Below are 22,053 nucleotides of genomic sequence, written 5' to 3'. Positions count from 1 at the left end.
TCCAGGCGCTTCGCTATCCGTGGGCAGACCGGGAGCTTCCTAGGCAAAAGCCGGCCCGCGGGTCCACCCCTGGGCTGCTATTCCCACTGGAGTCCTCGCACCATCCGGTCCAAACGAAGCGTAATTCTTTCATTCAACTTTTATAGTATTTCAGCAAATAAAAGCCACAAGAGAATTCAGTACACCCTTGCCTGTATCAAGAGACGGCTACTTTCTGGTTCAGCAGTTCGTCAATCCGTTTGCATGAATCCTCAGCCGTTTCCATATTGGCCCAAAGCAGATGCAGTTCACTTTCAATCAGTTCCAATTCCTTGATTGTTACATCCAGTTCCCTCATTGTCACTGCATAAGGCATGATGTCCTTAAATGCATTATAGTAAGTAGGATGCACTCCCGGCTGAAGCAAATAATTATCCTCGGCGACAAACCGGAGGACCGGAATCGTACAGCCGTTCTGTTTTAGCATTGTCTGGGCTTCTGTGCTTACCATATAGCTGATCAACGCCTGCGCGGACTCCTTCATGGTGCTATTCGCATTCATTCCAAGTCCGCCTCCTAAAAGTAAAGTACCTTGTTTAGCCTTTTTCGGAGGAGGAAGGACGTCCCATTTAATTTTATGGTCCCTGAACTCATTCATAAAATAATAGGTTGTAAGGATCATCCCGGCACGTTCCCTCATAAACAGATTCTCGGCCAGGACATTACTTCCATGGGAAAAAATCGGAGACACCTGATGCTTATACATTAAATCAACACAGAATTGAAGCGCCTCGATATTTTCCTTGCTGTCCATCACGGATTTTGAACGATCCTCGGCCATAAACCGCCCAGCATTTTGCAACAGGAAAACTGGCCACCGGTTTGTTGATGCCGAAAAGCAAAATCCATATTGATCAATCAAACCATTCCCGTCAATATCCCTTGTGTTTTGGCGGGCAATCTCCAGCAGGTCATCCCATCCATTCATCGCCACAGTTTCGGGTATACCGGCCTCATTAAACATTTTTTTATTGTAGCAAATCATAACAGGGGAAAAGACAAACGGAGTGACCAGAACCTTATTTTGATAAGTGAACATTTCAAAAACCTTTTCATAGCTGTCCTTTTCGGGGTTAATATGTTCAGGCAGAAAAGGATCAACAATATCAAGGCGGTTTGTTTCGACAAGCTGGCGGAAATGGTAATCAGAAACAATAAAAACATCCGGCCCATTCCCGGAATCAATCGATTCAGTTAAATTATAGATATACTGGCCGTTCGGCATGATTTGTATTTGAACCTTAATAAATGGGTTCAGCTGCTCAAATCGATCCACAATTTGCTCGACAATTTCCATTTCATATGAATCTGAAAACCAGCCAAGTGTAATTGTTTGCTTCTGGGTATCCTGAGGAATCGTTACCCTGTTTCCCTTGCCGGGTATTTTTTCAATTAGGCCTTCCTCAACGAGCTGGGCCAGGGCTTTACGAATAGACACCCTGCTCAAGTCATATTCCTTGCTTAACGTATTTTCAGGAAGAATAAATTCCCCGGGTTTAATTTTGCCCGAAATAATCTCTTCTTTTAATTCATGGATGAATTTATTAAAACGGTCTTCGAAATCGCTTTTTCTTTTCAGCATACATACAGCTCCCATACAGCTTGTTAAGCCCTATTTTAATAGAGACATCCGGGTATTGCAAAAAACATCAAGCCTTTTGCCTATGCGATTAAGACCCGTCCGCATACAACCAGCGATCAAGGAAAGAGTATGTAAGTTCCCTGATTTCAGGTGGGAAATCATGGCCTGAATTTCCGATCAAAGAAGCCCAATTACCTCCTGCTCCCAGCCACTCATATAAAGCATTCAGCTCTGCAAGGCCTTCAGCTGCTGGCTGCCAATGCGGAAAAATCCTGTCACTCTGCCCCATCCAGAAAAACATGGGTGTTGGAGCAGCAAGCGCGGCAATTTCATGAAATTCGAATGGCACTTTGCCAGCTTGAATATAATCACTTAATTTTGGGATATGGGAAAACCACTCCCGCTTCCCCCATCTATGGGTTTCTGGATCGCCGGCAAAAGTGCTGAAACCGCAGCTGCAGGCAACCGCCTTTATCCTCGAATCAAGCCCGGCCAGGAAATAGGCATTATAACCGCCAAGGGAATGCCCAATCGCACCGATTTTCCCTGAGTCAGCCAGCTTAATTGTTTCGAGGAGGCTGACGCCTTGTCTATGATCGGAAATCATTTTTGCGACTGCGGACCAGCCAGGGTGTTGTTTATAAAACGCAGCTGTATGGAATGGCTTCCGAGTTGGGAGAATCCGTTCGCCCGCTGTAATAATATCCGGCGCCAGGACGATATACCCCCTCTTTACCAATTCGAGCCCGTACATCCGGTTTTCTCTTCCAGTCGGAAGGGAGATATCGTCCTTTCCCCCTTCACTTGTCGGATGCAAGGCAAGAACCGCCGGATAGCGGGTCCGCCCCTCTCCCCCTCCCGAATCCAGCAACCGCCTGACGTCCTCTGGCGTCTTGCATTCAACCTTCTTTCCTTGCATCGGGACCAACAAATTAGCTGGGACCCAATCTTCATAAACAGTTGAATAACGGATTTTAATCAGCAAGTGGCTTTCAAAGCCAGACCATGAAATTATCTGCAATTCCGGCTGGACAAGCGGCGGGATGCCGCCGATACAGTCGAGCCATCCCTTCAAAATAGACTCCCTTTTTCTGTTCCATTCCTCAGGACTGCTGATATTTCGGAGCAAAGGCGGGATACCGGATGAAGCCATCTCTGTTAAGGAATACAACATTCATACCTCTTTTCGTGTCACTTATTAATGCAGCCTGCCAACTACTCCATTTCAGCATCTACACTGCAAAGATGGCTGCCGCTTCCGTAAAAAATCCTGCCTTTATACAAGGCAACCCCGCTTGTTGCCTGAAAAGGCAGTAAACCATTCACCTTCAGTTCCAAGGAGGAACCGCCCATCCTCCCTGATAAAACTGCCCGTTCCAGCAGAAGATATAAGGTTCCTGAAAACCTCTCAAAGGCAAATCCATTTCGAACCACGGCACCGCAATTCGATAAATCCTGCTGAAAAAGGATCTCCCGGGTAAATGGATCGCAGACAAAGTAAAGGCTTTCGTCTGTCAGGCAATGTACCCGATCAAATGGGTCGACAAAAATCTGTACAATCTCACGCGCCCCTTTAACAGGGACAAAGCGATCAATAACTGATTGCCGCTTCCAATCAAAAAGATACAAGCAGGCTTCCTTTTCGGGTGTCCGGGCCCCTCCAGGGGTATCAATACTCGTCCCCCCTACCATTTCTCCTGTACTTAATTCTCCAAGGCTGATCGTACTTTGATTGGGAATCAGCCTCTTATGATTTATAACAATCGCCTGGTCAGTTTCCACGTTATATATGCCAAGGCCGCCGCCAACCATGCCGTATCCCGGAAATCCTCCCCATACGACAGTTTTGTGATCACTTATTGAGATCGCGCAGCGCGGTCGGTGAATATCCTCCGTACGAAAGATCAGCCTCGGATTTTCACACCTAATAACAGGCTGCTTTGTATCAAACCTGTAAAGCTTCCCCCCGGCATAGGCGGCGCCGATGATAACATTACCCTGAGAAGCATAAGCCGGTATATTTCCGCCGCCGCCCTCTTCGATGACTTCTCCGCCATAATTTACAATGTCTCCCGAAATGAAATCGTAACGGAAAAGCTGAAGCGGGTGCATCGAAGTCCCGTATAAATATCCGTCCGGACCGGTAAACAGCGTTGATAATGTTGCTCCGCCGGATTGATAGTTAATTTTGACTTGTTTCTCTCTGCCTGTTTCTTTTTCTTCCAAAATTGCATAACCCTCAGCAAGGCTGAAAGCGCGGATCTGGTACCCGGATTCATGATTCCGGTGGACCTTTTGAAAACCAGCACCGAAAAAAAAGGATCGGGGCAATCCGCTGTCAGCTATTTCCCGAAACGTTCCGCCGCTAAATTCCAGCCACCTGGAGGAGTGGTTCACTTCCCTCATATCATTGGCCTGCCAATGGCCGTAGACACCGCCGTCTATTCCGGGATAAACATGGCCAGCCCCCTTTTTCCTTTCAAGTTTCGGGACAAGGCTCTTCTTTATGCCTGTTGAAGGCTGGAAGGCGATTATATTTTTCCGCTCTGTTCCTATTCCGATATACAACCATCCTTTCCTGTCCGCAGCGAGACTGCCAGGGTATTTTTCGGAGGGATCCATCGAGCCGTAATCAACGATATTGCTGCTGTCGGGGCAGTAACTGAGCAAATGGCAGTGGGGATAAGTAGTGAAGTAGATCAATCCCTCCTCATCCTCCGCGAAGCTGAAGCCAACAATTTCCTCCCCATTCTCGACCGTCTTATGGAAAATAAAGTTTTCAATAAAAGGGTCTAGAACCAATAACATATTCCCTGCACCGGTATAGAAAAGCCCTTTGCTGCTGAACGATGAAAAAGGGTACTCCTTGTTGCCGCCCGGGAACAACACTTGCTTGGAATCCCCGTTCTCAGGATCTATAATGACAGCAAATCCTTTTGCCGCAATCACAAGCCTTGACTTGCCGTCCCTTATACAAAACGCGGCAGTCCTTTCTTCTTCAGCCTGGACTGGGATGCCATGGTCCAAACCAAGCAATTTTCTCCCCACTGAAGTTCCTCCTTTTCAACCGACTTCCGATTAGGGCCTGCCCGCCTCACAGGGAATAATGGGCGGAAACCTTCCTGACGGCCTGAATCATTTCATCAATATCCTGATTTGTAAAAAATTCATTGATGTTCAACCGGATTGCCGTCTCCAGAATGTTCTCGGCATTAGGGCAGCTTCCCGGCGAATAATCGTAAGAAGCCTGGTCAAAAGGAAAATGGCTGTTTTGATAAGCGTGCTGGTTCTGAAACAATGCCTGGGCATATAGAACCTTCGGAATATAGCCTGCCTGGTTCGGAATGCCTTCCGCATCCAGCGCTTCAGAAAACTCTTTACGGGAGCAGGACAATTCATCCAGATTCAAGGTAAACATATAAAACCAGTAGCTGCACCAGCCGGCTTCAGTTATTTTCATTGGCTGAATCCCTTTTACTCCCGTCAGCCCTTCATTCAACCTTTCGCCAAGCTGATTCCGCCTCGTGCAAATCCAGTCTAGCTTCTTAAGCTGCGCTATGCCGACCGCTCCCTGCAGCTCAGTCATCCGGTAGTTCGGCGCCAGATATTCGAGATCCTTTGTAACCGAACTGCCATGCCGCTGGTAGTTTTTATCCGCAAAGGCATGTGTCGTGTAATAATCTTTCTCATCTCCTGAATTTACGGTAACAATGCCGCCATCCCCAGTTGAAATATGCTTAAAATCGTTTGTACTGAAACAGCCATAATCGCCAATTGTCCCGACCAGCCTCCCCTTGTATGTTGTAAGGTAGCTTTGGGCACAATCTTCAATAACTTTAAGATTATACTTTTTTGCTAATTCCATAATCGGATCCATGTCGCATGGATTCCCCGCCAGATGGACCACTAGGATTGCTTTGGTTCTCTTCGTAATCTTTTTTTCAATACTTTCAGCTGTAAGATTATAACTATGTGGATCCAGGTCAGCAAAGACTGGGACCGCATTTTGGTAGAGAATCCCTATGACCGTGCCCTGATCTGTAATCGGGCTTGTAATAACTTCATCACCCACCGTCACTCCGGCAGCTCCGAGTGCAATATGGAGGGCAGCTGTCCCTGATGAGGCAGCGACGCTGTATTTAACATTATACAGATTATTAAAATCAGAAAGAAAGCGCTTAACCTTGTTTCCAAAATGGTAAAACAGTGTGTTCTGTTCCAGTGCCTCCAGCAATTCCCTGGCCTCTTCCAGCCCAAACCGTTTTCCCACACCAAATGGAGTCGTTTTCACCTTCGGCCCCCCGTTAATAGCCAGGCGGGTGTCCATGTTAATCATATCACTCTGCTCCTTTTACAAGACATATGATACTGGCTTGACCTTCCGGCACCTGAAACCAAATCTTGTCACTGTTTCGGTATCTCCCTGCAATTGATTTGTGCCTTTTTCGGCTTCAATAGGGATGAGCAGGACAAGGCCGTCCTGTTCAGGTTGCCCGTCAAACTCTATTTCACCGGAAATTCCCCTTATCGATACTTTCCTTCTTTCCCGTTCCCATTTATTAATTTCAGCACTGGTCCAAAATGAAAATCCCTGGTTCTTGGCTGTTTTCATCAACTCGATAAGTGCTTCCCTGACAGGCGGCTGATTGTAGATATGGTATTGGTGGAACAGAAAATGGGCTACGCCATTGACATTCTTCACACCATCAAGGAAAGGCTGGATCACACTAGAATCAGCCAATGTATGATGATTTAAATCCTGTGTCAGGAACCCTATTTCCACTACATCATAAAAACGGTTTTTCTCATCCGCCCAGGCAACCGGAAAATAAGGATGGCAGGTACCGAACAGGAAGCCTATATTCCCCTTCTTGCTTGGCCCTCTTGTCTGGTCGGCCTGAATGCCGTGCTTTTCGCACCACGAAAACAGTTCACCCCAACCTTTAAAAATTGTATAGTGATTTTTATTGGATACAATATCGTTCGTTCCCGTTGTCTGTTTGAGCCATTCCAATTGTGAGATGAATTCATCCTCCGACCAAATTCCATCTTCCTGCTCGAGCGCGTTATAATGAAGGGCAATTTCATGGCCATCACTTTTGATTTTTTCATAGATTGCCGGGCTGTATCCAGGAGCAATCATGCACCAGGTTGAATTGACCCCTTCCGATTTCAATACTTCAAGCGTGGTTAAGGCAGATTCATCTACGTTAAGGTCACTATCATGCGAAATCATCGCGATATGCTCGATACCATCCGGCCAAAAATCTACAAATGGAAGTGTGAGCCCTTTTTCTGCTGCACACGCTAATATATGTTCCACAATTGCTTTCTTCCAGAGATCTGCATACGGCAGGTCAAAATACGGCATTCCCGTTTCAGTTATGGACCGGTCCATAACCCAATCCAACTCGAACCCATCATCCGCTTTTAATAAATTCTCATCCAAATTAGCCGTTCCATCCGGCGCCGGTACACCATCTTTTTCAACAGGCCCGGTCCCCTGCTGAATTCCTGCAATTGTTCCAGGTACCGAGATGGACCAGCGTTCGATTTTTCCAGCACCATATTCAATCCGCTGAAATGCAGATAGAGTGGATTGTTCAGGAGCGTCTTTTGTGCTGCTTAACGTGCCTTTTGACGCCATGGACGAAACGCCCGCAGTATTCTCCCAAGTTTGGGCATGGAGGAAACGAAGCGGAGGCAATTCCCCTGACAACAGATCTGACAGACGTGCATATCCTTTGTCCATTGTTCCGCCTGCCGTCAAGCCCAAACTTTCTTTTAATCCATTCAGGCCCCCATAGGAAATAAGCGTACCTCCTGATTGAAGATAGGATAATAGTTTTTCAGTTATCACCCCTTGATCCCTGCAAAATACTTCAATTATCAAATCATAGGAATGAAAAGGCGCTTCATTACCGATTTTTTCATAAGGAATTCTTAAATGGTCAAACACCTCGAATAGATAGACCTCAAATACATTTTCCCCATCCGCCCACTTCTTTTCGGCTTCTCGCTGATCAAAAAGGAGCCCAACTTTAGCCATCCTCATCTAGTTCACCGTCTTTCTAAAATACATGTATTTAACCTGTATTTTATTTTACTTAATAGTATTATACTTTCCCAATTCTTTCAATGAATAGTTCGACAATTTAAAAATTTCGTCCGGTACATCCAGTGTGTTTTTCGTTCACCATGAAAATGCCCGGGGAAAGCATTTCTCCCCGGGCTGAAACACACACCTATTAATCTTATTAATTTTCTTTGTTTCCACCTGCATTGTTGATCCAGATTGAAACAGGCTCTGTTTCAACCGTCACCCCGCCCAGTGTAACCGTTGCCGTTATCTGTGCCCTTCCGCTTTTCACAGCGGTCAGGACGCCATCTTCGACTGAGAGCATTTTTGGCTTATCAATCTTATAGTCAACAGTTGCACCCGCAAGCTCCAATGTGCTTCTTCCCTTTTCAAGGATTCCTTTCAATTTCAATGGAACGCTGTCACCAACAGTCAGCCTCTGATTCTCAACAACCAATTCCGCATCCTGGAGCTTTACAAGAAGCGATTCATCTGAATACTTGAACAGGTTGATCCCGCTGGATAGATAGAAGGAGCCAAAGTCATCCTGGGCCATATGTTCGACATTGCCCGCTATGAATTCATATTCACCCGTAGCTGGCTTGAATTTGAAAAACTTTTTGCTGATAATGCCGTAAAAATTACCGTCCGTGCCAATTTCCAAGTAAGCATTCCGCCAGTTGCTCGATGCCTTCGGATCCAGTTCATACGTGGAAATGATCTTGTTTGTCTCAGGATCAAGTGAAAACAGAACTCCATCAGCCATTCCCCATATATTCCCGTCCGGACCCACAGTCAATGCAGTCAAAGCCCTCTTGCCGGGAACTGGTACGAATTCGGCGATTTTTTCCTTTTTTTCCACATCCCATACGAATAGCTTTGCTTCAGTAGTTGTCGGCACTGACCCCTGTCCGCCAGTAACTGTCGTCCCGCCGTATACGAAGCCATCCTTATAGGTGAGGGAAATGATACTCTGGTCAGTAATGAAATTCGAGTAAACCTCTGGTGCCTTTCCGCTGCCTGGCTCATAGATTGCAAACGCCCCGCCAAGACTTCCGTTTTTCGGGACTGTACCTATGAACAACTGATTATGTTCCTCAACGCCAAGCATCGCAAACGGCCGATCTTGAGGGATATACCCTGGAATGTCGGGATTCTTTTCAATGCTGAACAGCAAATCAGGGTTCAATTTTGAATTTGAATCTGTCCGGTTCCATTCCTTGTACGGATCAAACTCATAGAATTTGGCATTCGGATAGACTCCAAGATACATTTTGCCATTGAGATTGGTCATTCCTTCACTCTGGCCAATGCCATCAAAGCGGATATTTTCCCCTGTTGTCGGCACATACGCGCCAAGATTCCCTGGGAGGTACCCTGCACTGTAGATTTTACCGTCTGGTCCTTTATTTAAATCATGGATTAGAACCGGCTCAGAAGGTAGCGTTAAATCCGTAAGCTTCAGTTTTCCGGTCTCCAGATTGTATTTATACATCTTGCCGCTGTTTCCGGACAGGCCGACCAGGGTATAACCCGGGAAGCCTTCTTCATTCAGCTGCAGGAACTTGTAGCTGATTGCACTCCCTTTAATATCAACACCGAGAGATTTGAACGTATTTGTATCCAGGTCATACTCGTGGAGAATGCCCATGTGAGTGTAATACACTTTGTTGGCTACTGGCGATTTATCCGAAACATTGCGTGAAGATTCAGGGATATCAAACGTTTTTTGTCCTGTATCCCCATTCACTGCTTCTACCAGCTGCTCGGTTTCCGTATCAAGGACAAACATTTCAAAGCTGTTTTCCTTCTGCGCAAACAGCTTTCCGTCCACCAGGTTCATGTCATAAACGGAAATGATGTTCGAATATTGTGGCGGCAGAATATTGCGCTTTTCCCCGGTGGCAATGTCATATTCAATCAAGTGTGCCTGGTTGCCGACACCTGCATAAAACTTGTGGTTCTTTTCATCATAAACCGTGCTTCGCACCCAGCCTTGGCCCGCTGCCAGCGTTCCATAGTTCGTGAATTGGTTCGTGGCCGGGTCGTACTGATACACGGCTCCCGAGCTGTATGCGCCGCCATAAATCTTCCCATCACTGGCTGTATCCATCGGATAAAGAACGGCATCCGTCGACCTAATTGGATGCCCCAGATTTATCAATGTGTCGGTTTGCGGTATGTAGCGGAAGAGATAGCCCTTGTTATAGCCGCCCAAGTAAACGCTTCCATCCGCAGCCACCTTAACTCCCCATGCTCCTGATGTATCCTCGAGCGGATAGCTTTTAATTAGCTGCTCTGTTTCAACGTCCACGATCGCAAACTTGGCTGGAGCACCTGCAACAACGGTATACAACACATCCCGGCCGTTTGCATCCTTCCCAATATCCCCAAGCATAACAGTCGTCTTGGAGATTTGGATTCCCAGGTTTTCGCCAACCTGCTCTATCGGCAGAATCGGCTTGATTTCAGTCAGACTGGCATCATCAAAGTAATAAGTTCCAGTATTGGCCTGGCCCGAATAAAACAAAATCGCTGCTGAAGCCGCATTCGCAGGGGCTGTGGCTGTCACGGTGATATCTTTCCATTCCGGGACAGGCCCTCTCACGGCTTGATTAAAACCGGTAATATATTTTCCATTCCCATCAAAAAAGCGAATGTAAATTTCCCCGGATCCCCCGGTGCTCTTATGCTTGGCTGATGCACGGTACTCCCAGCCAGGGTTGACCGTAACATTATCACTAATCAGGCCGTAGTTGCCTCTATCCCCATCCTTAATTTCAAGACTTTGTTTACCTGAGGCATATTCATTAGTGACTACCGTTACTCCTGCTGTCCCAAAAATCTGTGTCCAGCCTGGTATTTTCCCATTCACTGCTTTTTCTTCAAACCCTGGATTCGCAATTCTCATTTCTGCTTCATTCCCCTGTGCAAATACAGGCTTTTGTATAGCCGGATAAATAAGCTGTATTAACAGGATGCAGCAAACTAAAACTACAAAACTTCTCTTCTTGTTCATGCTTTCACCTCTATCTTTTAAATTTATAAAACTTTTTTCAAAAGTCCTCCCCTTTTTTAGAATAGTAAGTTAAAATACAGGTATACGACTTGTATTTATATTAAAGGTACTCACAATTTACTGAAAAATCAATTAGTTTATGGAAATATGAAAAGAACAGGACTTTTGCATCACGAACAAAATGCCTGCAGCACACTTTGTCACCACCAAAACCCGGGGGTAGCCCCACGGGGATTTAGGCTTGCTCTCACGGTCATCAATAAGGCCGTTGAGTGCTGGGAAGAAATACTCGGTGGCTCCTACGGTCTGCAGTAATCTATTGTTTATCAAAAAGGAACAGGCAAACAGTTGTTATTTCTACGTCAGCGGTTTAGTTATGCAATTTTATTACTATCAAATGAAATAGAGGTGGCTGGGTTGAAAACGATCGAACAAGTTGAAGAAATCATGACGATTCCAAGTAATGGATTAATTGAGGACCTCAAAAAGCTGGATGGCGACATTATGATCCTCGGGGTTGCAGGCAAAATGGGGCCTACTTTAGCTAAAATGGCAGTCCGTGCACTTAGGGAAGGCAATACACAGAAAAGAGTAATCGGTGTCTCAAGGTTTTCCTCCGGACCCCTTCAAAGTGAACTTGAGCAGGCCGGCGTGGAAACGATTGCTGCCGATTTACTCGACGATCAGCAGCTCAATGGCCTACCTGATGTAAAAAACATCATTTTTATGGCGGGAACCAAATTTGGCACGAAAGGCAATGAACATAATACGTGGGCAATGAATGCTTACCTGCCTGGCAGAGTCGCAGCTAAATTCAAACATTCACGGATTGTCGTATTCTCGACCGGAAACGTGTATCCTCTCGTTCCGGTCTCAACAGGCGGATGCGATGAAAGCCACCCAGTCAACCCAATTGGGGAGTATGCCCAATCCTGTCTGGGAAGGGAAAGGATTTTCACTAATTTCTCTGTCAAAAACCAGACTCCAATAACGGTTTTTCGATTAAATTATGCTATCGACATGCGCTATGGTGTCTTATTGGAAATCGCCCGTCACGTTTATGAAGAAAGGCCTGTAGATTTGACTATGGGTCACGTCAATGTTATCTGGCAAGGAGATGCAAACGAATACGCAATCCGGTCGCTGCTTCTTGCAAATACACCACCGGAAATCCTGAATGCAACAGGCCCGGAAACAATTTCAGTCCGCTGGCTGGCTGAACAGTTTGGAAAAGCCTTTGATAAAAAGGTTTCTTTTTCAAATGAGGAACAGCCTACGGCCTTGCTTAACAACTCCGGCAAAGCCCACAAACTATTTGGCTACCCGCGGGTTTCCTTGAACCAGATGATTGAGTGGACAGCTGAATGGGTTGCCGGTGGCGGCGCTACTATAAATAAACCGACCCATTTCCAGGAACGCCAGGGAGCCTATTAATATGTTAAACAATGAAATTAAAACGTTGCTATTTGACGGAACGGTCATTCCCGCCCATCCGTTGGCGCTTGAACCTAACAGGCAATTAGATGAAGAAGCCCAGCGCAGGCTTACCAACTACTATATGGATGCCGGCGCCGGGGGAATTGCAGTCGGCGTCCATACAACGCAATTCGAGATTCGGGATCCTGAATTCAATCTGTTTGAAAAAGTACTGCGCCTTGCAATTGAAGAAATAGATAAGAAAAAGCTGGATCGCCCGTTCATCAAAGTTGCCGGAATTTGCGGACCGATTGAACAGGCTGTCGAGGAAGCACGTACTGCGAGTGGCCTCGGGTATGATTTAGGGCTGCTGAGTAACGGCGGATTGCCGTCAGTGACAGAAGCAGAACTGCTTGAAAGGACAAGGCGGGTTGCCGAAATTATCCCAGTATTCGGCTTCTATCTGCAGCCATCTGTTGGAGGCCGGGTTTTTAGCTTTGAATTCTGGAGGGAATTCGCCGAAATCCCGAATGTTTATGGAATCAAAATGGCACCCTTTAACCGTTATCAAACACTGGATGTTGCCAGGGCTGTTTGCCATTCATCACGATATGACGAAATCGCCCTCTACACCGGCAATGATGACAATATTGTGGCCGATTTACTTACAACGTATCGCTTTAATGTAAACGGACGGTTGATTGAAAAACCTATCATCGGCGGCTTGCTGGGCCACTGGGCCGTTTGGACAAAAAAAGCCGTTGAATTGTTTGAAGAAATTAAGCATGTCCGAAACGGGAATATCCTCCCTTCTTCCCTTTTGATTACAGCTCAGGAGATCACAGATGCAAATGCAGCCTTTTTCGATTCTGCCAATGAGTTTAAAGGATGTATTGCCGGCATTAATGAAGTACTGGCCAGACAGGGATTGCTAAAAGGAAACTGGTGCCTGCTTGAAAAAGAGAAATTGAGCCCTGGCCAATCCGAAGAAATTAATCGAGTCTACAGGGATTATCCTCACTTACATGATGATGAGTTTGTAAAAACCTTTTTAGGAAACTATAAAAAAGTAACATCTTAATAAACAGAGGAAAAGGAACACTTTCAATTTAATGGGAGTGTTCTTTTTTATCTGGATGAACCGGGAAAACTATTAAAAATTGGCATGGTTGACTAACACCTCCCAATACCCTGAGTGTACCCAGTTACTAAATGACTCCTCGCATCCTTTTCATATAAAGGGGGTGTTCATTCATTCTGCGTTTTCATACTTTTACAAACTTCTCCATAAACAAATCCCAAAAGAACCCCGGGCAGAAAGCATATCTACCCAGGGGGTTTCATGGTCCTATTTGTCGTTATGATAAACTGCTCTTTAGCGCCGAATAAAAAGAAACACCCCCAAGCGATGTTTGGGGGGTGGCCGCTATGCTTCAGCCTTAACTGCTTTATCCTTTTCAAATAATACAATCAATCCCGGCAGGAATATTCCAGTTTCTTCCCAATTGTCCATTTCTTTATGAAGGACGGAGAGTCTCTGTTATTGGACTGCCCTCTCTTTCATCGAGTTAACCATTGCCGAGAGCAGCCTATTTTTCTTTAACTTCACAGCACCCATCAACACAGTAATCAGCGCCAGTCCCAAGTTTTTTTAACACTGGCCTGTCTTTTTCTTCTTCCCGGACTTTTTCTAATGCCCTTATAAAGATATCCAATGGCTGGGCACCGGATATTGCATAGGTTTCATTTAATACATAAAACGGTACGCCCCTAACACCTATTTGCTGGGCCTCACTAATATCGTTGCGAACATCCCTGGCAAAGCGATTTGTATTCAATACATCGACAACCTCGTCTCTGTCCAGGCCTGCTTCAGTAGCCAGCTCAGCCAAAGTGTCATGGTCACTGAGCAGTTTGGACTCGGTGAAATAGGCGAACAGAAACCGCTCTGTCAATTCTTTGCCTTTTCCTTTTTTTTCGGCAAGCTTTGCAACCCGATGGGCATCAAATGTATTGGCATATTTCATCGTTTGGAAATTGAAATCGAGGTCAAAAGATTGTGCCTGAAAGGCAACCTGCTGGTTTATGGAAACCGTTTGACTTAGTGGGATTCCTTTTAATTCTGAAAACATTTCGTAAAAGTCCTTATCTGGAATATACTTTGCATTTGGATCCAATTGATAACTTTTATATTCTACGGTGATTTCATCGGCATATGCCAAATGCTCAATTGCTGCCTCAAGCCGGCGCTTTCCAATATAGCAAAATGGGCAAACGAAATCAGACCAAATCTCTATTTTCATCTGTTTCACTTCCTTATAGCCTTGACCAAGATGTAACTACCGTTTTATTATATATCTCCAGGCGAAATGAGTCTTTTATCCTGCCTGAATGGGTGCTTCATTATCTCTAGAGTTGCTTTTAATATGCTCGAAAAATCTAAAAAGCCGCCGGAATTCAACCCGGCGGCCGCATACTTTTTAGCTATTCGCTATGTTCGAATGTCTTGCAGGCAGTTTCCATTACGTTTGCAGCTTCTCTGTCATGGTGGGCAATAACCATAATCGAGTCAGCCACACATTGGTCACCCTCTGCCCAATATTTACAGTTTTCTACATCACATTTCACTTCAATCTTCATGTTGGCACCTCCCTGTAAGGTCTGTACCTTTCCGTACCCGCATTTGGAAGTGTGTAATCCTTCCCTGTCTTCAGCCAGACGATTGGCCTTGGCCCGGACCAAAGAATTGGAGGACTGCAACTCCAAGGACTATCAAGGCAATCCCAACTACACTCCCAGTCGTAACTCTTTCTTTCCATATTAAAATGGATATTACGACAGTCGCCACTGTCCCAAGCCCGGACCAAAGCGCGTAGGCAATATTAAGAGGAATTGTTTTTAAAGAAAGTGATAGAAAAAAGAAGGCAACAAAAAAGCTTACAAAAAGCCCGATTGTCGGCCAAAGCTTAGAAAAAACCTGCCGATGCCTTGAGAAGTGACGTGCCAATTAGTTCAGCAATGATAGCGAATGCTAAATAAAAATAGCTCAAATGATGTCCTCCCTTTGCTGAAGTGCTAACTTAACGCCTTTTGGCGATCATTTCAATTTCTACGTTTGCTCCGAGTGGAAGCCCCAGAACTGCAACCGTCGTTCGTGCCGGGAACGGTTCTGAGAAGTGGATAGCGTACACTTCATTCATTTCCGAGAAGTAGTTCATATCCGTTAAAAACACATTCACCTTTACTACATCATCCGAGGATAGGCCGGCAGCCTCCAATACTGCAAACAGATTGGTGAAGCACTGTGCCGTTTGCTCTTTTATTCCTCCGGTGACCAACTCCCCCGTCCCCGCATCTATTGGTGTCTGGCCGGAGAGATAGACCAGATCTCCAGCTTCAACTGCATGGGAATACGGCCCGACTGCCCTTGCTCCCTTTGCCTCAAATGCTTTTCTGCTCATACCATTCACCCTTTACCATGAATTCTACTATTCTCTTATACATTCTGCTTTGTTTCTCTTTTTTCCTTTAAAACGAAAAAACTTAATCCGCTCGGATCAAGTTTTTAGGTGGAATTCGCAAGTCCAATCCAATACAGATGCAAAACTGTCAGCAATGAATAAATGCCGTTCCCTGTCAGCAAAGAATACTTGAAAACAGGTTTCTTTAATTCTACTCGAAAAACGAGGTAGAGCAAGGCAAGACTCAGAAGTGCTTTTAATCCCACTATTCTCTCGGGCGGCATCCAGGCAAGCACCGGATTGCTTTCTTCAATTAAATAAAACTTTAAACCTATATATGTGCATATTCCATCAAAGAAGTTCAAGGCGGCAAGCAAATAGCCCCATTTTTTCATGAAAATCAGCCTTTCCCTAATACTTCGGACAAATCCTTCTATTATAGTTTTTCCACTCCTCCTTTACCTTATTCAAGAATCGCCTAAACTAGCATGACAAAAAGCAAAGATTATAGTTTTTAGTTGCCCCGCAACTGCCACACTGCTATACATATGAGCTGGGTATCGGTAAAGCATCCTTGTTACAATTACCGGCAAGGCACTCTTGTTTTTTAAACTCTGCAAAAATTAACCCAAATTCGGGCCATCTTCCATGATGCGATGCTTTCACCCTAAACCTCTATTGGGAAAATGGCACAATTACTTTCTTTTTTTCAAAATTAAAAATATACTTGAAGTAACTATACATATCAAACATTTTGTGAGGTTACTATGGCTGAAGAACGTGAGCTAAACATGTTATTGGAACAAAATGAGCAAATGAAAAAACGAATTGCTGAACTTGAGCATCTTGTTCGCAATGTTTCCGTACCAATCATTCCATCCATCATTCCCGGAGTCATCCTGATTCCAATTGCCGGTGAGGCTTCCCCAGCGCTGTTTGATTTGATTGCGCCGAAAATTTTAAGCCATGCAACCGATGAGGAAATTGATACGGCAGTCCTCGATTTTACCGCAATTAGTGTCAAAGAGCTCGGTGATTTGAATATCCTGGGCCATTACCTTATGAATCTGGTGGCATCCCTGAATCTTATCGGAGTTCAGGTGCTAGTTGTCGGCATCACACCACAGTTTGCCCAAGAACTGGTTTTCTCGGGGTTAAGTTTTATTAAAGAGCTCAAGACATTTTCAACCTTCAAGGCAGCACTTCAGCACGTCATGAAGGAAAAAGGGCTTGCCCTCACCGTGAAAACTCTATAAACCCAAAAAACAGCAGCCTTCCCTTTGTGATTAGGCTGCTGTTTTATAAAACTCAATTCGTAATCCACTTGTATAGTTCCATTATGGTTTTTGTACTATTCGATTGGCCCTTTATATAATAAAATGGAACCCCGGAACCCCTTAATTCCTTCATAATCTTATAATAAAAAGCATGGGACAATGCCGAAGTATTAATGAAAACAGCATCCGCCCGCCTGATTTTCCCTAACTGCCTATTCCTTGAATCGATGTCAAAGAACTCGACGGAAGGCAAGACATCCTTTACTTTTTGCTGCCAGGCTGGGCTTCCCCCGAACACAATGATTCGTTTGGAAGCAATCAACTCTGCCATTTTATCCACCGAGGGTGCCTTTTCATAAAATTGATCTTCGGCTTCTTCCCAATAAAGGTACTCCCTGAGAGCATGTACCTCTCCAGCATAATCCTCCATGCCTTCAATTTTTTGCTCCAAATGGCGGATTTTCGCTTGTGCTTCCCGGAGTTCTTTTTCAAGGCCTGCCCGTTCACTCTCATGTCTCTTCCTGGCTGTCTGCAAAGTCCGTTCATTCCGTAGCAATTCTGCTTCCTGTTGGAGAATGGCGGCCTCCTTCGTTTTCATTTCCACATAATAATCCTGTTTGGACTCATCCAAATAAAACTGCTTTGCTTCCTTATATAAGGAAACAACACAGTGCAAATACAGACTGGCAACAAAAAACAAATCTTGTTCATCGTCTGAAATGTCATTGTATTTTTTTGCATATAGAAGCTCAAGTAATGCGCAATCAAGGGCATGTTTTGTAAATGGAATTTGTTCGGTCGCATCGAGTTCGTTGATGCCTAGCGCCTTGAGCCAACCTCCCAGCGCGCCAATGTACTTGCCTGGAGAGACTTGGAACATTCTTTGCTGGGCCTCTTCAGAATCAAATTCAAAATCCTGTTCATACACACGCCGAAGGCTTACCCCCAGCATATATTCAAGAAAAGCACCCAAAGAATCAAACTCCGGATCCTTCGGGATACTATAGATCTCATAGAGGTGCAGCAGTTTCTCCCTGTTTTCCTCGATATGGCGTTCAGAAAAATTCAATTCTTGTACCTTTGCCTCTTTTAACGAGGAATGCAGCATCTCCTGAAACGATTGCCATGTAACCGACAGGCTTTGGATTGGTTTCCCTTCCCTGCTTGTTAAATACCAAAGGACAATGTTTTGATAAAACAACTCGATTTCCTTGAGTGCCCTATACTTTTGCCGCTTGGCGTATGCCCGGATGTATTGTTCAAAATCTATTTCTTCGTTCCTTTGGACAAATAGCCAGGCAAATTTATAGCCTTTCTTAATTAATCCATCAAGAGCGGTAAAATGGTTATGCGTATAGCACCATTCCACAATTCCCGCAACCTGCCTGATTTTCTCCTCGTTTCGTGTCGAGTACATGGAAATGAGCGGTTTTCCTTTCAATCCGCTTTGAAGATACGCCTCATAATATTCCCATTGGTTCTTTCGATAGGCTTCATCGATAGATGGATGTAAAAAAGGATTCCCGCCGAGGGCGATGCTTATAAATAGCTTTTGATTCTCTAGCAGGCTTTTCGTTTGATTTGGCATGGATCAGCACGTCCTGTCCAAAAAGATATCTACCTTTCTACTATACTATTATCTCGCGGGAGCTTGTTTATAAAATTTTGGCATTAGGCCTTTAACCCTTGTAAGTAATCGCCTGTTTTCCAAATTTCCCCCAGCCTTCTTTGAAATTATTTTTGTCCAGATTCCGGTTCTTTTTATCCAGAGGGTCATTTACATACACATGTTTTTCATCATATCTAGTCACAAGGACCGAATGCCATCTGTAGGTTACTTTTACTTCACCTTGCTTTGTATCCCAAACTTCCCATTCGCTTTCAGGAACTGTGGCAAATGTGCTGGTTACTACAACCCAAACAGGCCGGCCATCAGCAATATGGTCCAAAACTGCTTCAAAATCTTCCCCTGTCAGGTCAAGAATCCTCCCAGGCAGATAGTTTTCAGCAAGTTCGGCAATTGGTTTATGGAAAACGCCAATTCCTGGTTCATCAAAGGTTTCCTGTTCCCGACGAAACCTTCATTCGGATGTCCTCTCTTTCCATTCTCTTCAAATGGAACCTTGTTGACTTCGGCGGCAAGCTCCAATTTGTCTGCATCAACCCCGGCATGTTGAAGCAGCATCGCCAGCGAAGTGACTTCACAGCCTCTATCCCATTCCGGCAACTGAGAGATATGCGGTGCATCAAGTATTGCTTCTGATTTCCGTTCCTCTTGAGGAGGCGGAATGGATGCCTCTTTTCCGAGACACCCGGCAAGCACGACTCCAAGAACTAAGATTGCCCTTAACATCGTTGGTTCTCTCTCCTGTTTTCATCTAATAAACTCATTCCCGGCATAGCGTCTGACCTAACCATGCAATACGGAACAGTGGGAACTCTATGTTTATTCAAATTGATGAGGAGTCAAAACGGTGGATTGAATCAAGGGGCAGTGACAATGGAAGCAAAGGTTTGCTGTGCATCCGTCGTACAAGAAGTTCTCGCCATTCCAGGCAAACCTAAGAAAACAGACCACTATAAACAGGATGCCTTTATTTTTTCCAAAAAAGCCCTATCAGGAAGTACTGTGCTTCAAAAACAATGCCTGGAAGCAATCGCCTCCAGGCTTACATCCAGATTCTACATTCCCTTGGCGACTTTAACAGCCAGCCCCTTCTTAATTAAAGGAACGAGGATGATAATTCCAACTGCCAAAAGAATTGCCGAACCCTGGTACATATAGACAATGGACGTATGTGTTTTTAGCCAGCCTGAAGCAGACATCATGATGACCATTGCTCCCATGAACAGCGGGTTCAGAATGCCATTCACTCTTCCGATAAAGGCCTCTTCGGTATTTTTTAAAATCATCGTGTTGATGCCAATATGGATGCACGGCATAAACATTCCTGCGAAAAATTGTGCGGCAAGTGTCAGCCATAGCGTGGTCGACAGCCCAAGTACAACAAACCCAATCGCATTCGCCGCCAAGCCCAGAGCAAGGAGCAGCTGGGGTGTGACCTTCCTTGATACAGCAACAGTAATTCCGCCTCCAAGGATCATGCCGATTCCAAAAGCCGCCATCAGCCATTGGAGGTCTTCCTTTGGCAAGCCAAGCCTTTCGGTTATTAAAAAGACACCAAGCGGCTGTGTCAAGCCAATCGCAAGCCCTGATATAGCAAAGCAGCCTCCGAGAAGCGACAATGGCCTGCTCCCCAGTACATAACGAAACCCTTCCTTCATCTCCTGCATCAAGGTTGACTGCTGTTCTTCTTTTACTGGTATCCTGTCCTTAGGCAGCATGACCAGGACTGCAGCAGAAAAAAGGAAGGCAACACCCATGACACCAATCGCCGCTGAAATGCCGAAATGCTGGTATACAAACGTGCCAAGCACCGGACCAAGAATCAAAAATAGGGCACCCAGTGTCTGGTACATGGACATGCCCATTTGGACAAGCTGGTCTGGAACATGAAGCTTAAAGAGCTTCATTCCGGAAGGCTGGGAGAACTGTGACAAAATGGATGACACCAGGGTAGCAAAGAAGATTACCTTCCAACTCCCGAATAGCAGTGTCAGCAGGACAACGAAAACAGATACCGCGCTCAAAACATCACACCAAATCATTGTCCGTTTCGGGCGCCACCTGTCGGCGAAGGTTCCGCCTATGAACGAAAACAGGAAAATCGGCGCAAACTCGGCAACTGAGATGAGCGACACCGCAATTGGGTCTCCGTTTGTTTTTTCAACAACGTATAGCAAAATTGAATAATTCCGGACCCATATCCCTATTTGCAAAAACAGCATGGACAGCAAAATTGTTTTGATTACACGATTTCGAAACAATGCCCCCATCCCGAGTTTTTCATTTGGATTTATTATTTCAGACATAAAAGACCCCCTTTTCACGGTAAAGTACATATCAGTATACCTGCGGAACAAGCATTTTCATACCAGAAAAAAAGAATTCCTATATCTGATTGAAGCCTTTTCTTAACCTGTCCCTTACTGCAGCAAATTTTTCAACAACATCCTTTAGCCAATCTGGCATGTTTACTGGGTCAGTCCCCTCCAGTGACCTGAGCAATCTTGCAAACTTATACAAATTGGCGAATCTATGAAAATATTCCGCCTGCTTGAGCAATGATTCCTCAATAGGCCTGATTGAGCGATATCCGGTGAGAAAAGCTTTTACTTCAGGGGTTTGGACGGAATCATTGGAACAGTGAAGAAAGCCATCTAGTGCAGTAACGATATCAAGCACATACCACGCATAAAAAGCATCATCAAAATCGATTGCCTCATAAGTACGGCTCTTTTCATTGTAAAATAAATTGTCATGCTGAAAATCGTAATGAATCAGCCCATAATTTTCTTTGGATATTGGAAGGGAACTAAACCAGGCTTTTAAGCTCCCAAGCTCCTCAAAGGCTTCCCTTTCTTCAGGGTGCCTATCTAATATGGCCTGGATTTCAGCAACGATCGTTTCATGGCTTTTCAGGCTTAAGCTTTCTGTTTGATAGTCGCTTGATAAGGAGTGCAGGTGAGCAAGCGCCTTTCCCCATTCCCACGCCTTTTCTTCGGTCAAGCCCACTTCTAAATTCATTCCGTTTGCTTCACGGAATACAACCCCAACGTAAGTTCCTTCTTCCGTTTCGACTGTTTGGATATAGTGCCCCATTCTTGTTGGTACAGCCTGAACGACCGGAAAGCCTTGCCCGGAAAGATAGCTCATAAAATCGAGCTGGGCTTCGAACTGCGGAATACTTTTTTCACTTTCATGGTTGTATCTCAGGAAAAATCGATGTTCATTACTTGAAAAAGCAAAAACAAAATTCGAACTGGCACGCCAAAATCGAAGAGTTTCTTTTTCATGTTGCCAATTTCGCATGAGTCCTTCAACAATACTCTCATTGGCCAATCCTTTTTCCATCAATCTCAGGTTCATCATCTCATTCACTCCTAGGAGATGAGAGTCAATTACTCACTATGAGGCACGCCCTCTCATCCAAAACTTAGTTTGAAAAATTGCTTTTACCAAAAAAACGTCACCCCTTTCATTCTTCTAACAGTTTATTACTTTTCCAATATTACCATAAAATCCCTCAATCTGGTTTTCGATGTATAAATATTGTTAA

General features: G+C 44.9%; 16 protein-coding genes and 2 pseudogenes. 3 read left to right on the top strand and 15 right to left on the bottom strand.

The window, feature by feature from the left end; translation table 11 throughout:
* Window positions 1-196: 196 nt before the first annotated feature.
* The 6 genes from A8F94_RS20410 to A8F94_RS20385 form a co-directional block, all read right to left on the bottom strand.
* Window positions 197-1,621: an extracellular solute-binding protein gene (locus A8F94_RS20410; RefSeq protein ID WP_066204653.1), complete on the bottom strand. Its 1,425-nt coding sequence runs from the start codon at window positions 1,619-1,621 to the stop codon at window positions 197-199.
* 88 nt (window positions 1,622-1,709) lie between these two features.
* On the bottom strand, window positions 1,710-2,795 hold the full coding sequence (locus A8F94_RS20405; RefSeq protein ID WP_066204650.1) for an alpha/beta hydrolase family protein: 1,086 nt from the start codon (window positions 2,793-2,795) through the stop codon (window positions 1,710-1,712).
* A 41-nt stretch (window positions 2,796-2,836) separates the two neighbouring features.
* On the bottom strand, window positions 2,837-4,669 hold the full coding sequence (locus A8F94_RS20400; protein ID WP_066204649.1) for a hypothetical protein: 1,833 nt from the start codon (window positions 4,667-4,669) through the stop codon (window positions 2,837-2,839).
* A gap of 46 nt (window positions 4,670-4,715) precedes the next feature.
* On the bottom strand, window positions 4,716-5,957 hold the full coding sequence (locus A8F94_RS20395) for a DegT/DnrJ/EryC1/StrS family aminotransferase (RefSeq protein WP_368072801.1): 1,242 nt from the start codon (window positions 5,955-5,957) through the stop codon (window positions 4,716-4,718).
* A gap of 15 nt (window positions 5,958-5,972) precedes the next feature.
* The gene (locus A8F94_RS20390) at window positions 5,973-7,676 is read right to left on the bottom strand and encodes a hypothetical protein (protein WP_066204646.1); all 1,704 of its coding nucleotides are present in this window, start codon (window positions 7,674-7,676) and stop codon (window positions 5,973-5,975) included.
* Between the two features lie 202 nt (window positions 7,677-7,878).
* Window positions 7,879-10,719, bottom strand: coding sequence for a carbohydrate binding domain-containing protein (locus A8F94_RS20385; RefSeq protein WP_066204645.1), 2,841 nt, complete (start codon window positions 10,717-10,719; stop codon window positions 7,879-7,881).
* Window positions 10,720-11,136: 417 nt separating this feature from the next.
* Here A8F94_RS20385 and A8F94_RS20380 point away from each other — a divergent pair, with 417 nt between their 5' ends.
* Both A8F94_RS20380 and A8F94_RS20375 read left to right on the top strand, forming a co-directional pair.
* Window positions 11,137-12,153, top strand: coding sequence for an NAD-dependent epimerase/dehydratase family protein (locus A8F94_RS20380; RefSeq protein WP_066204643.1), 1,017 nt, complete (start codon window positions 11,137-11,139; stop codon window positions 12,151-12,153).
* A gap of 1 nt (window position 12,154) precedes the next feature.
* Window positions 12,155-13,216, top strand: coding sequence for a dihydrodipicolinate synthase family protein (locus A8F94_RS20375; RefSeq protein WP_066204639.1), 1,062 nt, complete (start codon window positions 12,155-12,157; stop codon window positions 13,214-13,216).
* Between the two features lie 508 nt (window positions 13,217-13,724).
* Here A8F94_RS20375 and A8F94_RS20370 read toward each other — a convergent pair.
* The 5 genes and pseudogenes from A8F94_RS20370 to A8F94_RS20350 form a co-directional block, all read right to left on the bottom strand.
* Entirely contained in the window at window positions 13,725-14,438 is a 714-nt protein-coding gene (locus A8F94_RS20370; RefSeq protein ID WP_066204636.1) for a DsbA family oxidoreductase, read from the bottom strand.
* A gap of 181 nt (window positions 14,439-14,619) precedes the next feature.
* Window positions 14,620-14,775 carry a DUF1540 domain-containing protein gene (locus A8F94_RS20365; RefSeq protein ID WP_066204634.1) on the bottom strand — a complete coding sequence of 52 codons (156 nt, stop codon included), beginning with the start codon at window positions 14,773-14,775 and terminating at the stop codon, window positions 14,620-14,622.
* A gap of 70 nt (window positions 14,776-14,845) precedes the next feature.
* Window positions 14,846-15,185, bottom strand: a pseudogene (locus tag A8F94_RS20360) (DMT family transporter).
* A 30-nt stretch (window positions 15,186-15,215) separates the two neighbouring features.
* A complete protein-coding gene (locus A8F94_RS20355; RefSeq protein WP_066204632.1) occupies window positions 15,216-15,596 on the bottom strand; it encodes a RidA family protein in 381 nt (126 codons plus the stop codon).
* A 104-nt stretch (window positions 15,597-15,700) separates the two neighbouring features.
* Window positions 15,701-15,991: a DUF5658 family protein gene (locus tag A8F94_RS20350; protein WP_066204629.1), complete on the bottom strand. Its 291-nt coding sequence runs from the start codon at window positions 15,989-15,991 to the stop codon at window positions 15,701-15,703.
* 372 nt (window positions 15,992-16,363) lie between these two features.
* On the opposite strand from A8F94_RS20350, the gene A8F94_RS20345 reads away from it, so the two are divergent.
* Window positions 16,364-16,852 carry an STAS domain-containing protein gene (locus A8F94_RS20345; RefSeq protein ID WP_077247842.1) on the top strand — a complete coding sequence of 163 codons (489 nt, stop codon included), beginning with the start codon at window positions 16,364-16,366 and terminating at the stop codon, window positions 16,850-16,852.
* Between the two features lie 52 nt (window positions 16,853-16,904).
* Here the strand turns inward: A8F94_RS20345 and A8F94_RS20340 are convergent, their stop codons facing one another.
* From A8F94_RS20340 to A8F94_RS20325, 4 genes and pseudogenes are all read right to left on the bottom strand, one after another.
* Window positions 16,905-18,461 (bottom strand): hypothetical protein, encoded by a 1,557-nt coding sequence (locus A8F94_RS20340; protein WP_066204626.1) that lies wholly within the window; start codon window positions 18,459-18,461, stop codon window positions 16,905-16,907.
* 91 nt (window positions 18,462-18,552) lie between these two features.
* Window positions 18,553-19,226 (bottom strand): annotated as a pseudogene (locus A8F94_RS20335) (C39 family peptidase).
* A gap of 329 nt (window positions 19,227-19,555) precedes the next feature.
* Window positions 19,556-20,806 (bottom strand): MFS transporter, encoded by a 1,251-nt coding sequence (locus tag A8F94_RS20330; protein ID WP_254660915.1) that lies wholly within the window; start codon window positions 20,804-20,806, stop codon window positions 19,556-19,558.
* Window positions 20,807-20,885: 79 nt separating this feature from the next.
* The gene (locus A8F94_RS20325; protein ID WP_066204623.1) at window positions 20,886-21,866 is read right to left on the bottom strand and encodes a phosphotransferase enzyme family protein; all 981 of its coding nucleotides are present in this window, start codon (window positions 21,864-21,866) and stop codon (window positions 20,886-20,888) included.
* Between the last annotated feature and the right edge of the window lie 187 nt (window positions 21,867-22,053).

This window comes from Bacillus sp. FJAT-27225 (assembly GCF_001685025.1).
Lineage (GTDB): Bacteria > Bacillota > Bacilli > Bacillales > Cytobacillaceae > Bacillus_D.
This window is presented reverse-complemented; position numbering and strand designations above follow the sequence as displayed.

Bases quoted from the DNA above. Each gene is read 5' to 3' on its own strand.
- A8F94_RS20325 (WP_066204623.1), bottom strand. From the start codon at position 21,866: ATGATGAACCTGAGATTGATGGAAAAAGGATTGGCCAATGAGAGTATT.
- A8F94_RS20340 (WP_066204626.1), bottom strand. From the start codon at position 18,461: ATGCCAAATCAAACGAAAAGCCTGCTAGAGAATCAAAAGCTATTTATA.
- A8F94_RS20345 (WP_077247842.1), top strand. From the start codon at position 16,364: ATGGCTGAAGAACGTGAGCTAAACATGTTATTGGAACAAAATGAGCAA.
- A8F94_RS20375 (WP_066204639.1), top strand. From the start codon at position 12,155: ATGTTAAACAATGAAATTAAAACGTTGCTATTTGACGGAACGGTCATT.
- A8F94_RS20385 (WP_066204645.1), bottom strand. From the start codon at position 10,719: ATGAACAAGAAGAGAAGTTTTGTAGTTTTAGTTTGCTGCATCCTGTTA.
- A8F94_RS20390 (WP_066204646.1), bottom strand. From the start codon at position 7,676: ATGAGGATGGCTAAAGTTGGGCTCCTTTTTGATCAGCGAGAAGCCGAA.
- A8F94_RS20395 (WP_368072801.1), bottom strand. From the start codon at position 5,957: ATGATTAACATGGACACCCGCCTGGCTATTAACGGGGGGCCGAAGGTG.
- A8F94_RS20410 (WP_066204653.1), bottom strand. From the start codon at position 1,621: ATGCTGAAAAGAAAAAGCGATTTCGAAGACCGTTTTAATAAATTCATC.
- A8F94_RS20330 (WP_254660915.1), bottom strand. From the start codon at position 20,806: ATGTCTGAAATAATAAATCCAAATGAAAAACTCGGGATGGGGGCATTG.
- A8F94_RS20405 (WP_066204650.1), bottom strand. From the start codon at position 2,795: ATGTTGTATTCCTTAACAGAGATGGCTTCATCCGGTATCCCGCCTTTG.
- A8F94_RS20365 (WP_066204634.1), bottom strand. From the start codon at position 14,775: ATGAAGATTGAAGTGAAATGTGATGTAGAAAACTGTAAATATTGGGCA.
- A8F94_RS20355 (WP_066204632.1), bottom strand. From the start codon at position 15,596: ATGAGCAGAAAAGCATTTGAGGCAAAGGGAGCAAGGGCAGTCGGGCCG.
- A8F94_RS20370 (WP_066204636.1), bottom strand. From the start codon at position 14,438: ATGAAAATAGAGATTTGGTCTGATTTCGTTTGCCCATTTTGCTATATT.
- A8F94_RS20350 (WP_066204629.1), bottom strand. From the start codon at position 15,991: ATGAAAAAATGGGGCTATTTGCTTGCCGCCTTGAACTTCTTTGATGGA.